Genomic DNA, 14526 nt, shown 5'->3' on the forward strand with positions numbered 1-14526 from the left:
GGGGCCCGCGAGGGCCCCGGTGCCACCTCGAACCCCCATAGCTCCACCGCGCCGCACGGGCCCTGCACCCGGCGGCAGACGAAGGAAGTAGGACACATTGCTCGACGTCAATGTCTTCGACGAGCTGCGTATCGGCCTGGCCACGGCCGACGACATCCGTGCCTGGTCGCACGGTGAGGTCAAGAAGCCCGAGACCATCAACTACCGCACCCTCAAGCCCGAGAAGGACGGCCTCTTCTGCGAGAAGATCTTCGGCCCCACCCGGGACTGGGAGTGCTACTGCGGCAAGTACAAGCGCGTGCGCTTCAAGGGCATCATCTGCGAGCGCTGCGGCGTCGAGGTGACGCGTTCCAAGGTGCGCCGTGAGCGCATGGGCCACATCGAGCTCGCCGCGCCCGTCACGCACATCTGGTTCTTCAAGGGTGTCCCGTCGCGTCTGGGCTACCTCCTGGACCTCGCCCCGAAGGACCTCGAGAAGGTCATCTACTTCGCCGCCTACATGATCACGTGGGTCGACGAGGAGGGGCGTGCCGAGGAGCTCCCGAACCTCCAGAACGAGATCGACCTGGAGAAGAAGGAGATCGCGGACCGCCGCGACAACGACATCGAGTCGCGCGCCCAGCGCCTGGAGGCCGACCTGGCCGAGCTCGAGTCGGAGGGTGCCAAGGCCGACGCGCGCCGCAAGGTGCGCGACTCCGCCGAGCGCGAGATGGCGCAGCTGCGCAAGCGTGCGGACGCCGAGCTCGACCGCCTCGAGCAGGTCTGGGACCGCTTCAAGAACCTCAAGGTCGCCGACCTCGAGGGTGACGAGATGCTGTACCGCCAGCTGCAGGACCGCTACGGCCCGTTCTTCACGGGTGCGATGGGTGCTGCCGCGATCCAGAAGCGTCTCGAGGACTTCGACCTCGAGGCCGAGGCCGCCTCGCTGCGCGAGATCATCGCGACCGGCAAGGGCCAGCGCAAGACCCGTGCCCTCAAGCGCCTGAAGGTCGTCAACGCGTTCCTGACGACGACCAACTCGCCGACCGGCATGGTGCTGGACGCCGTCCCGGTCATCCCGCCGGACCTGCGCCCGATGGTGCAGCTCGACGGTGGCCGTTTCGCGACGTCCGACCTCAACGACCTGTACCGCCGCGTGATCAACCGGAACAACCGCCTCAAGCGGCTGCTCGACCTGGGCGCGCCGGAGATCATCGTCAACAACGAGAAGCGGATGCTCCAGGAGGCCGTCGACTCGCTGTTCGACAACGGTCGCCGCGGACGCCCGGTGACCGGACCGGGCAACCGCCCGCTGAAGTCGATCTCCGACATGCTCAAGGGCAAGCAGGGCCGGTTCCGTCAGAACCTGCTCGGCAAGCGCGTCGACTACTCGGGCCGTTCGGTCATCGTCGTCGGCCCGCAGCTCAAGCTGCACCAGTGCGGCCTGCCGAAGCAGATGGCGCTCGAGCTGTTCAAGCCGTTCGTCATGAAGCGGCTCGTGGACCTCAACCACGCCCAGAACATCAAGAGCGCCAAGCGGATGGTCGAGCGTGCGCGCCCGGTCGTGTGGGACGTGCTCGAAGAGGTCATCACCGAGCACCCCGTGCTGCTCAACCGTGCGCCGACGCTGCACCGTCTGGGTATCCAGGCGTTCGAGCCGCAGCTCGTCGAGGGCAAGGCGATCCACCTGCACCCGCTCGTCTGCGGCGCGTTCAACGCCGACTTCGACGGCGACCAGATGGCCGTCCACCTGCCCCTGAGCGCGGAGGCGCAGGCCGAGGCCCGCATCCTCATGCTCTCGTCGAACAACATCCTCAAGCCGTCGGACGGCCGGCCCGTGACCATGCCCTCGCAGGACATGATCATCGGTCTGCACCACCTGACGAGCGACCGTGCGGCCGCGCTCGGCGAGGGCCGGGCGTTCTCGTCCGTCGCCGAGGCGACCATGGCGTTCGACCAGGGCTCGCTCGACATCAACGCCGTCGTGCAGATCCGCATGGACGGCCTGGTGTTCGCCGAGGGCTCCGCGCCCGAGGGCTTCGTCCCGGGGGAGCCGCACGTCTTCGCCACGACGCTCGGACGCGCGCTGTTCAACGAGACGCTCCCCGTCGACTACCCGTACGAGAACGGCGTGGTCGACAAGAAGCGCCTCTCGACGATCGTCAACGCGCTCGCCGAGTCGTACCCGAAGGTCGAGGTCGCGGCGTCGCTGGACGCGCTCAAGGAGGCCGGCTTCCGCTGGGCCACCCGCTCGGGCGTGACCATCTCGATCTCCGACGTCGCGACGCCGACCGAGAAGACGGCGATCCTGGAGGAGCACGAGGCCAAGGCCCTCAAGGTCCAGCAGGAGTTCGACAAGGGTCTGATCACGGACGACGAGCGCCGCCAGGAGCTCATCGAGATCTGGACGCAGGCGACCGACAAGGTGGCCTCGGTGATGCGCGCGAACCTCGAGCGCAACGACCGGAACACCGTGTTCCGCATGGTCGGCTCGGGCGCGCGAGGCAACTGGATGCAGGTCCGTCAGATCGCCGGTATGCGCGGTCTCGTGGCGAACCCGCGCGGTGAGATCATCCCGCGTCCGATCAAGTCGAACTACCGCGAGGGCCTGTCCGTCCTCGAGTACTTCATCGCGACGCACGGTGCCCGCAAGGGCCTCGCGGACACGGCCCTGCGTACGGCCGACTCGGGCTACCTGACCCGTCGTCTGGTCGACGTCTCGCAGGACGTCATCATCCGCGAGGACGACTGCGGCACCGAGCGCGGGCTGACCTTGCCGGTGGCGGAGGAGATCAACGGCGTGCTCGTCGAGCACCCGAAGGTCGAGACCAGCATCTACTCGCGCACGCTCGCCTCGGACGTCCTCGACGAGGACGGCACGGTCGTGGCGGCGGCCGGCGACGACGCGGGCGACGAGGTCATCAAGCACCTCCTCGCCTCCGGCGTCTCGACCGTCAAGGTGCGCTCGGTGCTCACCTGCGAGTCGCGCGTCGGCACCTGCGCCAAGTGCTACGGCCGGTCGCTCGCGACGGGCAAGCTCGTGGACATCGGCGAGGCCGTGGGCATCATCGCGGCGCAGTCGATCGGTGAGCCCGGCACGCAGCTGACGATGCGTACCTTCCACACCGGTGGTGTGGCGTCCGCGGACGACATCACGCAGGGTCTGCCCCGTGTGACCGAGCTCTTCGAGGCGCGCACCCCCAAGGGTGAGGCGCCCATCGCGGAGTTCTCGGGCCGCATCGCGATCGACGACTCGGAGCGTTCGCGCCGTCTGGTCCTCACGCCGGACGACGGCACCGAGGAGATCGCCTACCCGGTGACCAAGCGTGCGCGTCTGCTCGTCGAGGACGGCGCGCACGTCGCGGTCGGCACGCAGCTGGTGCAGGGTGCGGTGGACCCGAAGAAGGTCCTGCGCATCCTCGGCCCGCGCGCGACGCAGAAGCACCTGGTGGACGAGGTCCAGGAGGTCTACCGCTCCCAGGGCGTGGACATCCACGACAAGCACATCGAGGTCATCGTGCGGCAGATGCTGCGGCGCGTGACCGTGCTGGACTCGGGCAACGCCCACCTCCTGCCGGGGGAGCTCGCGGAGCGCATGCGCTTCGAGGACGCGAACCGGCGGGCCGTGGCGGAGGGTGGCCAGCCGGCCGCCGGCCGTCCGGAGCTGATGGGCATCACGAAGGCGTCGCTCGCGACGGACTCGTGGCTGTCCGCCGCGTCGTTCCAGGAGACGACCCGCGTGCTCACGGAGGCCGCCATGAGCGGTCGCCGCGACCCGCTGCTCGGCCTCAAGGAGAACGTCATCATCGGTAAGCTCATCCCGGCCGGCACGGGTCTCCCGCGCTACGGCCAGGTCGACGTGGAGCCGACCGAGGAGGCGAAGACGGAGCTGTACCCGAGCTTCGGCTACGACGAGATCGACTTCCCGGGGCTCGGCATGGGCTCCGGCGAGGCGATCCCGCTCGAGGACCTGGACTTCGGCGACTTCCGCTGACGGTCCACCGGCACGGCGCGAGGCGCGGCACCTTCGGGTGTCGCGCCTCGCGCGCGTCCGGGGCCGGCCTCGACACCGGCCGGTGCGCGTCCCCGGCCCGCCGGGCCGTACGGCGTACGACGAGCGGGGGAGGTGCCGGGTGTGAGCAGGAATACTTTGACCTCCCACCGCGGGCCCGGTAGCCTAGGACACTGTGCCCGCGCCGTCGGGCCCTGACACGTGCTCGAGACGCAGGTGCCCGTCGCTCCCCGGAGCCGGCTCGGGTCGCCGCCATCGGGCAGCAGGGGCCGATGTGAGCGCGCGGGTGCTCCGGTCCCCGGTGGTCATTCCGGGGGGCGGACCATCGAGCCGGTGGTTGGTGGCTGTCGCGACGCGTCGTTCGTCGCGCGGACGCCGTGCGCTACCGGCTCCGCCAGACCACCCGTCGGGCCCGCACGGGACCGAACAGCTCGAGAAGACACGGAGCCGTAGTGCCTACGATCCAGCAGCTCGTCCGCAAGGGGCGGACCTCGAAGGTCGGGAAGTCCAAGACTCCCGCCCTCAAGGGCTCCCCGCAGCGGCGCGGCGTGTGCACGCGTGTGTACACCACCACCCCGAAGAAGCCGAACTCCGCGCTCCGCAAGGTCGCGCGCGTCAAGCTCTCCTCCCAGGTCGAGGTCACGGCCTACATCCCCGGCGTCGGGCACAACCTGCAGGAGCACTCGATCGTGCTCGTGCGCGGCGGTCGTGTGAAGGACCTCCCGGGCGTGCGCTACAAGATCGTCCGCGGCGCGCTCGACACGCAGGGCGTCAAGGGCCGCAAGCAGGCTCGCAGCCGCTACGGCGCCAAGAAGGAGAAGCGCTAATGCCTCGCAAGGGTCCGGCCCCCAAGCGGCCGCTCGCAGTCGACCCGGTCTACGGGTCCCCGGTCGTCACGCAGCTGATCAACAAGATCCTGCTCGACGGCAAGAAGTCCACCGCCGAGTCGATCGTGTACGGCGCCCTCGAGGGCGTCCGCGCGAAGACCGACGGCGACCCGGTCGTCGTGCTCAAGCGCGCGCTGGACAACGTGCGCCCCGCGCTCGAGGTCCGCAGCCGCCGCGTCGGCGGTGCCACGTACCAGGTGCCCGTCGAGGTCCGCCCCGTGCGCTCGACGACCCTCGCGCTGCGCTGGCTGACCGACTACTCGCGCGCACGTCGCGAGAAGACGATGACCGAGCGCCTCATGAACGAGATCCTCGACGCGAGCAACGGCCTCGGTGCCGCGGTCAAGCGTCGCGAGGACATGCACAAGATGGCCGACTCGAACAAGGCCTTCGCGCACTACCGCTGGTGACCCGGGCGGCCGGCGGCACCCGTGCCGCCGGCCCGTACCGCGCGACCCGCGCACCCCGACCCACCTCTCGACCCAAGGGAACTCACCGTGGCACTTGACGTGCTGACCGACCTGAACAAGGTCCGCAACATCGGCATCATGGCCCACATCGATGCCGGGAAGACGACGACCACCGAGCGGATCCTGTTCTACACCGGGGTCAACTACAAGATCGGTGAGACGCACGACGGCGCGTCGACGATGGACTGGATGGAGCAGGAGCAGGAGCGCGGCATCACGATCACGTCGGCCGCGACGACCTGCTACTGGAAGAACAACCAGATCAACATCATCGACACCCCGGGCCACGTGGACTTCACGGTCGAGGTCGAGCGCTCGCTGCGCGTGCTCGACGGCGCGGTCGCCGTCTTCGACGGCAAGGAGGGCGTGGAGCCCCAGTCCGAGACGGTCTGGCGCCAGGCGGACAAGTACGACGTCCCCCGCATCTGCTTCGTCAACAAGATGGACAAGCTCGGCGCGGACTTCTACTTCACCGTCGACACGATCGTCAACCGCCTCAAGGCGAAGCCGCTGGTCATCCAGCTGCCGATCGGCGCGGAGAACGACTTCACCGGCGTCGTCGACCTCATCGAGATGAAGGCCCTCGTCTGGCACGGGGAGACCAAGCTCGGCGAGGCGTACGACACCGAGGAGATCCCGGCCGACCTCCAGGAGAAGGCGGAGCAGTACCGCGCCGAGCTCGTGGAGGCCGTCGCCGAGGCCGACGACGAGCTGCTGGAGAAGTTCCTCGGGGGCGAGGAGCTCACGGTCGCCGAGATCAAGGGCGGCATCCGCAAGCTCGTCATCACCAGCGCCGCCTTCCCGGTGCTGTGCGGCTCGGCGTTCAAGAACAAGGGCGTCCAGCCCATGCTCGACGCCGTCATCGACTACCTCCCGTCGCCCCTCGACGTGCCGGCCGTGGACGGCCTGGACGTCAAGGACGAGACGGTGACGATCCAGCGCCACCCCGATGCGAACGAGCCGTTCTCGGCTCTCGCGTTCAAGGTCGCGACGCACCCGTTCTTCGGCAAGCTGACCTACGTCCGGGTGTACTCCGGCAAGGTCTCGCAGGGCGCCCAGGTGCTCAACGCGACCAAGGGCAAGAAGGAGCGCATCGGCAAGCTCTTCCAGATGCACTCCAACAAGGAGAACCCGGTCGAGGACGCGACGGCGGGCCACATCTACGCCTTCATCGGTCTGAAGGACGTCACCACGGGCGACACGCTCTGCGACATCCAGAACCCGGTGGTCCTGGAGTCGATGACGTTCCCGGAGCCGGTCATCGACGTCGCGATCGAGCCGAAGACCAAGGGCGACCAGGAGAAGCTCTCCATCGCCATCCAGAAGCTCGCCGAGGAGGACCCGACCTTCCGCGTCAAGCTCGACGAGGAGACCGGCCAGACCGTCATCGGCGGCATGGGCGAGCTCCACCTCGACATCCTCGTCGACCGCATGCGGCGCGAGTTCAAGGTCGAGGCGAACGTCGGCAAGCCGCAGGTCGCGTACCGCGAGACCATCCGCCGCGCGGCCGAGAAGGTCGACTACACCCACAAGAAGCAGACCGGTGGCTCGGGCCAGTTCGCGAAGGTCCAGGTCTCGTTCGCGCCCCTCGACATGGCGGAGGGCGAGATCTACGAGTTCGAGAACGCCGTCACCGGTGGGCGTATCCCGCGCGAGTACATCCCCAGCGTCGATGCCGGGATCCAGTCCGCGATGCAGCACGGCATCCTTGCCGGGTTCCCGCTCGTGGGCGTCAAGGCCACCCTGCTGGACGGCGCCTACCACGACGTCGACTCCTCGGAGATGGCGTTCAAGATCGCCGGCTCGCAGGTCCTGAAGGAGGGCATCCGGCGCGCCGACCCGGTTCTGCTCGAGCCGGTCATGGCGGTCGAGGTGCGCACGCCCGAGGAGTACATGGGCGACGTCATCGGCGACTTGAACTCACGTCGTGGAATGATCCAGTCCATGGAGGACGCGACGGGTGTGAAGGTCGTGCGCGCCCAGGTACCGTTGTCAGAGATGTTCGGGTACATCGGAGACCTGCGTTCCAAGACGCAGGGCCGTGCCGTGTACTCGATGCAGTTCGACAGCTACTCCGAGGTTCCTCGGAACGTTGCCGAAGAGATCATCAAGAAGACCCGGGGCGAGTGAGTCCCCACAGGTCGACCCCAGCACCAACCATCAACCTGTAGCGACCCGCACGCCCCGCAGGTGCACCTTGTACCTGCATCGTTCGGCACAACTACCCAAGTCCCAGGAGGACCCCAGTGGCGAAGGCCAAGTTCGAGCGGACCAAGCCGCACGTCAACATCGGCACCATCGGTCACGTCGACCACGGTAAGACGACGCTGACGGCGGCGATCTCGAAGACGCTCGCGGACAAGTACCCGGACCTGCCGGCGAACACCCAGCGCAACTTCGACGAGATCGACGCGGCGCCCGAGGAGAAGCAGCGCGGCATCACGATCAACATCGCGCACATCGAGTACGAGACGCCCGCGCGTCACTACGCTCACGTCGACGCGCCGGGTCACGCCGACTACATCAAGAACATGATCACCGGTGCCGCGCAGATGGACGGCGCGATCCTCGTGGTCGCGGCGACCGACGGCCCGATGGCCCAGACGCGCGAGCACGTGCTGCTCGCCCGCCAGGTCGGCGTGCCCTACCTGCTCGTCGCGCTCAACAAGTCCGACATGGTCGACGACGAGGAGATCCTCGAGCTCGTCGAGATGGAGGTCCGCGAGCTGCTGTCGTCGCAGGGCTTCGACGGCGACGACGCCCCCGTGGTCCAGGTCTCCGGCCTGAAGGCTCTCGAGGGTGACGAGAAGTGGGTCGGCAAGATCCTCGAGCTCATGGAGGCCGTGGACGAGAACGTCCCCGAGCCGCTCCGCGAGCTGGACAAGCCGTTCCTCATGCCCGTCGAGGACGTCTTCACGATCACCGGTCGTGGCACCGTCGTCACCGGCAAGGTGGAGCGCGGCACGCTCGACGTCAACTCCGACGTCGAGATCGTCGGGATCCGCTCCCCGCAGAAGACGACCGTCACGGGCATCGAGACGTTCCACAAGCAGATGGACCAGGCGCAGGCCGGCGACAACACCGGTCTCCTCCTGCGTGGCATCAAGCGCGAGGACGTCGAGCGTGGCCAGGTCATCGTGAAGCCGGGCTCGATCACCCCGCACACGAACTTCGAGGCGCAGGTCTACATCCTGGGCAAGGACGAGGGCGGGCGTCACAACCCGTTCTACTCGAACTACCGCCCGCAGTTCTACTTCCGCACGACGGACGTCACCGGCGTCATCACGCTGCCCGAGGGCACCGAGATGGTCATGCCGGGCGACAACACCGAGATGTCGGTCGAGCTGATCCAGCCGATCGCCATGGAGGAGGGCCTCGGCTTCGCCATCCGCGAGGGCGGCCGCACCGTCGGCTCGGGCCGCGTCACCACGATCGTCAAGTGATCCACCGCCGGGCGGCGGCCGACCTCGGTCGGTCTCCGCTCGGCTGATGGCGAGGGGCCCGGTGCCGGTCGGTGCCGGGCCCCTCGTCGTGGGTACCCGAGGGTGCCCCGCCCCGTTCCCGCGCACGACCGGCGGGTCCGGGGACGCGTCGAGAGCACCTGGGGAGCGCCGCTCCCGGCCGGCCTCGCCGCCGGCGGCCCTGGTGACCGCCGGAGCGACGGACGTCACAGGTCTTACTGCTTCCACGGACTTGGCCCAGGGCGCCTTCGTGTGTCAAGATGGTCAGGTTGCCTGTTACGGGCACGCTCTTTCACGTTTCGAACAGTGTGTTGAACCGCCCCCGGTCACGACCGGGGCGCTGCGGCCAAGCCGCGGGTTGAGCTCGCTGTCGACGGAGATCGAGCGCCCCGCGGAACACACGTTCTGCACGACAGGCGGAAGAACGTTGCGGCTCATCGCCGCGGACGCCGGCCCACGGGCCTCGTCCGCAGCATGGGACGCATATCCAACGGCCCCGCACCCTGGTGGTGCGCGCGTCGAGGTGGGTCGGAACATACGACACGCCCGAACGCGGGGGCCGGACAGCTAGCGGTTCGAGAGAGAGAGTCAGACGACGCCATGGCGGGACAGAAGATCCGCATCCGGCTCAAGTCCTACGACCACGAGGTCATCGACAGTTCGGCGCGCAAGATCGTCGACACGGTGACGCGCGCTGGTGCGACGGTCGTGGGTCCGGTGCCGCTGCCGACGGAGAAGAACGTCTTCTGCGTCATCCGATCGCCTCACAAGTACAAGGACAGCCGCGAGCACTTCGAGATGCGCACGCACAAGCGGCTGATCGACATCATCGATCCCACGCCGAAGGCCGTCGACTCGCTCATGCGTCTCGACCTGCCTGCCGACGTGAACATCGAGATCAAGCTCTGAGGCTGGAGGAACCCATGACTACCCCCCAGCAGAACGCGCGCGCCGTCAAGGCCGTGCTCGGAACCAAGCTCGGGATGACCCAGGTGTGGGACGAGGCCGGGCGCCTCGTGCCGGTCACCGTGGTCGGCATCCCGACCAACGTCGTGACGCAGGTGCGCGCAGCGGACTCCGACGGCTACGCCGCGGTCCAGCTCGCGGCCGGCCAGATCGACCCGCGCAAGGTGACGCAGCCCCTCAAGGGCCACTTCGAGAAGGCCGGCGTCACGCCGCGCCGTCACGTCACCGAGGTCCGGACGTCGGACGCCGCCGAGTTCACTCTCGGCCAGGAGCTCGACGCCACGGTCTTCGAGGCGGGCGTGAAGGTCGACGTCTCCGGAACGACCAAGGGCAAGGGCTTCGCGGGTGTGATGAAGCGTCACGGCTTCTCCGGTGTCGGCGCCTCGCACGGTGCGCACCGCAACCACCGCAAGCCCGGTTCGATCGGTGGGGCCTCGACCCCGTCGCGCGTCTTCAAGGGCGTGCGGATGGCTGGCCGGATGGGCCACGACCGTCAGACCACCCAGAACCTGACCGTCCACGCGGTCGACGCCGAGAAGGGCCTGCTGCTCGTCAAGGGCGCGGTTCCCGGACCCAAGGGCGGCGTCGTCCTCGTGCGCAGCGCCGTGAAGGGAGCCTGACACCCATGGCTGCTCAGACTGTTGACGTCCTCGACGCCAAGGGCAAGAAGGCCGGCACCGCCGACCTTCCCGCCGAGGTGTTCGACGTCCAGACGAACGTCCCGCTCATCCACCAGGTCGTCGTCGCCCAGCGCGCCGCGGCCCGTCAGGGCACGCACTCCACCAAGACCCGCGGCGAGGTCCGCGGCGGTGGCCGCAAGCCCTACAAGCAGAAGGGCACCGGCCGCGCCCGTCAGGGTTCGACGCGTGCACCGCAGTTCGCCGGCGGTGGCACCGTCCACGGCCCGCAGCCGCGCAGCTACGACCAGCGCACGCCCAAGAAGATGAAGGCCGCTGCACTGCGCGGTGCCCTCTCCGACCGGGCCCGTGCGGGTCGCGTGCACGTGGTGGCCGGCTTCGGCGTCGACGGCGTGCCGTCGACGAAGGACGCCGTGGCCACGCTCGCGCAGCTGTCCCCGCGCCGCAACACCCTCGTGGTGCTCGAGCGTGGCGACGAGCTCACGCTCCGGTCGCTGCGCAACGTCGAGCGGGTGCACCTCCTGGTCGCCGACCAGCTGAACACCTACGACGTCCTCGTCTCGGACGACGTCGTCTTCACCGAGGCCGCGCTCGCCGCGTTCCTCGCCGGCCCCGCCAAGGGGCGTTCGGTGAAGGCCGTCGCCACCTCGACGGAGGCGGACGACATCGCAACCGAGGAGGCCGCGAAGTGAGCGCCGAGAGCACGATCCAGAAGGACCCGCGCGACATCCTGATCGCGCCGGTCGTCTCGGAGAAGAGCTACGGGCTGCTGGACGAGGGCAAGTACACCTTCGTCGTGCACCCGAGCGCGAACAAGACCGAGATCAAGATCGCCGTCGAGAAGGTCTTCGACGTCAAGGTCAAGTCGGTCAACACGATCAACCGCAAGGGCAAGGCCCGTCGGACGCGGTTCGGTCTCGGTAAGCGCAAGGACACCAAGCGTGCGATCGTCACCCTCCGCGAGGGCACGATCGACATCTTCGGCTGAGCCGACGAGAGCAGATTGAGGACAGATCCCCATGGGAATCCGTAAGTACAAGCCGACGACGCCAGGCCGCCGCGGCTCGAGCGTCGCCGACTTCGTCGAGGTCACGCGCTCGCAGCCGGAGAAGTCGCTGGTCCGTCCGCTGTCGAAGACGGGCGGGCGGAACAACTCCGGTCGCATCACGACCCGCCACAAGGGCGGTGGCCACAAGCGCGCCTACCGCGTGATCGACTTCCGTCGTCACGACAAGGACGGCGTGCCGGCGAAGGTCGCGCACATCGAGTACGACCCGAACCGCACCGCGCGCATCGCGCTCCTGCACTACGCGGACGGCGAGAAGCGCTACATCATCGCGCCGAACCGCCTCAAGCAGGGCGACGCGATCGAGAACGGTCCCGGCGCGGACATCAAGCCCGGCAACAACCTGCCGCTGCGCAACATCCCGACCGGTACGGTCATCCACGCCATCGAGCTCCGGCCCGGTGGCGGCGCGAAGATCGCCCGCTCGGCCGGTGCGTCGGTGCAGCTCGTCGCCAAGGACGGCCCCTACGCCCAGCTGCGCATGCCGTCCGGCGAGATCCGCAACGTCGACCTGCGCTGCCGTGCGACGGTGGGCGAGGTCGGCAACGCCGAGCAGTCCAACATCAACTGGGGCAAGGCCGGCCGCATGCGCTGGAAGGGCGTCCGCCCGACCGTCCGCGGTGTCGTCATGAACCCGGTCGACCACCCCCACGGTGGTGGTGAGGGCAAGACGTCCGGCGGTCGTCACCCGGTCAGCCCCTGGGGCAAGCCCGAGGGTCGTACGCGTCACCCCAACAAGCCGAGCGACAAGCTCATCGTGCGGCGTCGCCGCACCGGCAAGAAGCGCTGATAGGAGCCTGGAGACATGCCTCGTAGCCTGAAGAAGGGCCCCTTCGTCGACGACCACCTGCAGAAGAAGGTGGACGTGCAGAACGAGAAGGGGACCAAGAACGTCATCAAGACGTGGTCCCGTCGGTCGGTCATCACGCCCGACTTCCTCGGCCACACGTTCGCCGTGCACGACGGTCGCAAGCACACGCCGGTGTTCGTCACCGAGTCGATGGTCGGCCACAAGCTCGGCGAGTTCGCACCTACGCGGACCTTCCGCGGCCACGTGAAGGACGACAAGAAGGGTCGTCGTCGCTGACACGTCGCCCTCGGGCGACGTCGCGACGACGGACTGGATTGTCGAATGACGGTCAAGACACAAGAAGGCAGGACAGCAATGGAAGCCAAGGCGCAGGCGCGGTTCGTCCGTGTCACGCCCCAGAAGGCCCGGCGCGTCGTGGACCTCATCCGTGGCAAGCAGGCCGCTGAGGCCGTGGCGGTGCTCAAGTTCGCGCCGCAGGCGGCGAGCGAGCCGGTTCGCAAGGTCGTGGAGAGCGCGATCGCGAACGCCCGGGTGAAGGCCGACAACGCGAGCACCCGTTTCGACGAGCAGGAGCTCGTCGTCTCGGAGGCTTTCGTGGACGAGGGCCCGACCCTCAAGCGGTTCCGGCCTCGTGCGCAGGGTCGTGCGAGCCAGATCCTCAAGCGGACGAGCCACATCACCGTGGTCGTCGCTCCGCGTGATGACACGAAGGGAAGGGCCCGATAGTGGGACAGAAGGTTCACCCGCACGGGTACCGTCTCGGGATCACCACCGATCACCGGTCGCGCTGGTTCGCCGACAGCACGAAGGCCGGCCAGCGGTACCGCGACTACGTCCGCGAGGACGTCGCGATCCGCAAGCTCATGAGCACCGGTCTCGAGCGTGCCGGCATCTCCAAGGTCGAGATCGAGCGCACCCGTGACCGTGTCCGCGTGGACATCCACACGGCACGCCCGGGCATCGTCATCGGTCGCCGTGGCGCCGAGGCCGACCGCATCCGCGGCGAGCTCGAGAAGCTCTCCGGCAAGCAGGTGCAGCTGAACATCCTCGAGGTCAAGAACCCCGAGATCGACGCGCAGCTGGTCGCCCAGGGCATCGCCGAGCAGCTCGCGAGCCGCGTCTCGTTCCGCCGCGCGATGCGCAAGGGCATCCAGTCCGCGCAGCGCGCCGGTGCCAAGGGCATCCGCGTGGCGGTCTCCGGCCGCCTCGGCGGCGCGGAGATGAGCCGCTCGGAGTTCTACCGCGAGGGTCGCGTCCCGCTGCACACGCTGCGCGCGAACATCGACTACGGCTTCTTCGAGGCCCGCACGACCTTCGGGCGCATCGGCGTCAAGGTCTGGGTCTACAAGGGCGACATGACCGAGAAGGAGTTCGCCGCGCAGCAGGCGACCGCAGCTCCGCGCCAGGGCCGTGGCGGCCCGCGCGGTGCCGGCGACCGCCGTCCCCCGCGTCGCGGCTCCGAGCGTCCGGCCGACCGTGGTGCCGAGGCACCCGCGGCAGCTCCCGCCGCCGAGCAGCCCGCTGCTCCGGCGGAGGCCGCGTCGGCCCCTGAGACCGGAACGGAGGCCTGACCATGCTGATCCCTCGCAGGGTCAAGCACCGCAAGCAGCACCACCCGTCGCGCTCCGGCGCGGCCAAGGGCGGTACGACCGTCGCGTTCGGCGACTACGGCATCCAGGCTCTCGAGCCTGCGTACGTCACGAACCGCCAGATCGAGTCGGCCCGTATCGCCATGACCCGTCACATCAAGCGTGGCGGAAAGGTCTGGATCAACATCTACCCGGACCGTCCGCTGACGAAGAAGCCTGCCGAGACCCGCATGGGCTCCGGCAAGGGTTCGCCCGAGTGGTGGGTCGCCAACGTCAAGCCGGGCCGCATCATCTTCGAGCTGGCCGGTGTCGACGAGGCTCTCGCTCGCGAGGCCATGCGCCGCGCGATGCACAAGCTTCCGATGAAGTGCCGTTTCGTGGCGCGTGAGGGTGGTGGCAACTGATGGCTGTCGGGACCAAGGAGCTGGAGACCAGCAACCTGGACGGGTTCGACGACGAGCGTCTCGTCGCCGAGCTCAAGAAGGCCAAGGAGGAGCTCTTCAACCTCCGCTTCCAGTCGGCCACCGGCCAGCTGGAGAGCCACGGCCGTCTCAAGGCCGTGCGTCGGGACATCGCGCGGATCTACACGATCATCCGCGAGCGCGAGCTCGGCATCCGTACCGCACCGAGCCCGAGTGAGTGAGGCT

At 68.5% G+C, this 14526-nt stretch carries 15 protein-coding genes; all 15 read left to right on the forward strand.

Going from position 1 to position 14526, the window contains the following annotated elements:
* The first annotated feature begins 97 nt into the window (after nt 1–97).
* Nucleotides 98–3973 (forward strand): DNA-directed RNA polymerase subunit beta', encoded by a 3876-nt coding sequence (locus EDF32_RS07940; protein ID WP_123307971.1) that lies wholly within the window; start codon nt 98–100, stop codon nt 3971–3973.
* A gap of 470 nt (nt 3974–4443) precedes the next feature.
* Nucleotides 4444–4818: a 30S ribosomal protein S12 gene (rpsL, locus tag EDF32_RS07945; RefSeq protein WP_123307972.1), complete on the forward strand. Its 375-nt coding sequence runs from the start codon at nt 4444–4446 to the stop codon at nt 4816–4818.
* Complete coding sequence (rpsG, locus tag EDF32_RS07950) at nt 4818–5288, forward strand: 30S ribosomal protein S7 (RefSeq protein ID WP_123307973.1); 471 nt, start codon at nt 4818–4820, stop codon at nt 5286–5288. Before rpsL ends, rpsG begins: the two co-directional genes overlap by 1 nt.
* A gap of 87 nt (nt 5289–5375) precedes the next feature.
* Nucleotides 5376–7478, forward strand: coding sequence for an elongation factor G (gene fusA / locus EDF32_RS07955; protein WP_123307974.1), 2103 nt, complete (start codon nt 5376–5378; stop codon nt 7476–7478).
* A 116-nt stretch (nt 7479–7594) separates the two neighbouring features.
* Nucleotides 7595–8791: an elongation factor Tu gene (tuf, locus tag EDF32_RS07960; RefSeq protein WP_123307975.1), complete on the forward strand. Its 1197-nt coding sequence runs from the start codon at nt 7595–7597 to the stop codon at nt 8789–8791.
* Nucleotides 8792–9409: 618 nt separating this feature from the next.
* A complete protein-coding gene (rpsJ, locus tag EDF32_RS07965) occupies nt 9410–9718 on the forward strand; it encodes a 30S ribosomal protein S10 (protein ID WP_012867945.1) in 309 nt (102 codons plus the stop codon).
* A gap of 14 nt (nt 9719–9732) precedes the next feature.
* Nucleotides 9733–10395, forward strand: coding sequence for a 50S ribosomal protein L3 (rplC, locus tag EDF32_RS07970; protein WP_123307976.1), 663 nt, complete (start codon nt 9733–9735; stop codon nt 10393–10395).
* A 5-nt stretch (nt 10396–10400) separates the two neighbouring features.
* Nucleotides 10401–11105 carry a 50S ribosomal protein L4 gene (gene rplD, locus EDF32_RS07975; RefSeq protein ID WP_123307977.1) on the forward strand — a complete coding sequence of 235 codons (705 nt, stop codon included), beginning with the start codon at nt 10401–10403 and terminating at the stop codon, nt 11103–11105.
* Complete coding sequence (gene rplW, locus EDF32_RS07980; protein WP_123307978.1) at nt 11102–11401, forward strand: 50S ribosomal protein L23; 300 nt, start codon at nt 11102–11104, stop codon at nt 11399–11401. The genes rplD and rplW overlap by 4 nt, the downstream gene beginning before the upstream one ends.
* A 31-nt stretch (nt 11402–11432) precedes the next feature.
* The gene (gene rplB, locus EDF32_RS07985; RefSeq protein WP_123307979.1) at nt 11433–12269 is read left to right on the forward strand and encodes a 50S ribosomal protein L2; all 837 of its coding nucleotides are present in this window, start codon (nt 11433–11435) and stop codon (nt 12267–12269) included.
* A gap of 15 nt (nt 12270–12284) precedes the next feature.
* Nucleotides 12285–12566 (forward strand): 30S ribosomal protein S19, encoded by a 282-nt coding sequence (rpsS, locus tag EDF32_RS07990; RefSeq protein ID WP_123307980.1) that lies wholly within the window; start codon nt 12285–12287, stop codon nt 12564–12566.
* Nucleotides 12567–12644: 78 nt separating this feature from the next.
* Complete coding sequence (gene rplV, locus EDF32_RS07995; RefSeq protein WP_123307981.1) at nt 12645–13016, forward strand: 50S ribosomal protein L22; 372 nt, start codon at nt 12645–12647, stop codon at nt 13014–13016.
* Nucleotides 13016–13861, forward strand: a complete 846-nt coding sequence (gene rpsC / locus EDF32_RS08000; protein ID WP_123307982.1) for a 30S ribosomal protein S3 — start codon at nt 13016–13018, stop codon at nt 13859–13861. The genes rplV and rpsC overlap by 1 nt, the downstream gene beginning before the upstream one ends.
* 2 nt (nt 13862–13863) lie before the next feature.
* Entirely contained in the window at nt 13864–14283 is a 420-nt protein-coding gene (gene rplP, locus EDF32_RS08005; protein ID WP_123307983.1) for a 50S ribosomal protein L16, read from the forward strand.
* Nucleotides 14283–14522: a 50S ribosomal protein L29 gene (gene rpmC, locus EDF32_RS08010; protein WP_123307984.1), complete on the forward strand. Its 240-nt coding sequence runs from the start codon at nt 14283–14285 to the stop codon at nt 14520–14522. The genes rplP and rpmC overlap by 1 nt, the downstream gene beginning before the upstream one ends.
* Nucleotides 14523–14526 lie beyond the last annotated feature (4 nt).

The sequence above is a fragment of the Cellulomonas sp. PhB143 genome (assembly GCF_003752595.1).
Taxonomy (GTDB): Bacteria; Actinomycetota; Actinomycetes; order Actinomycetales; family Cellulomonadaceae; genus Paraoerskovia.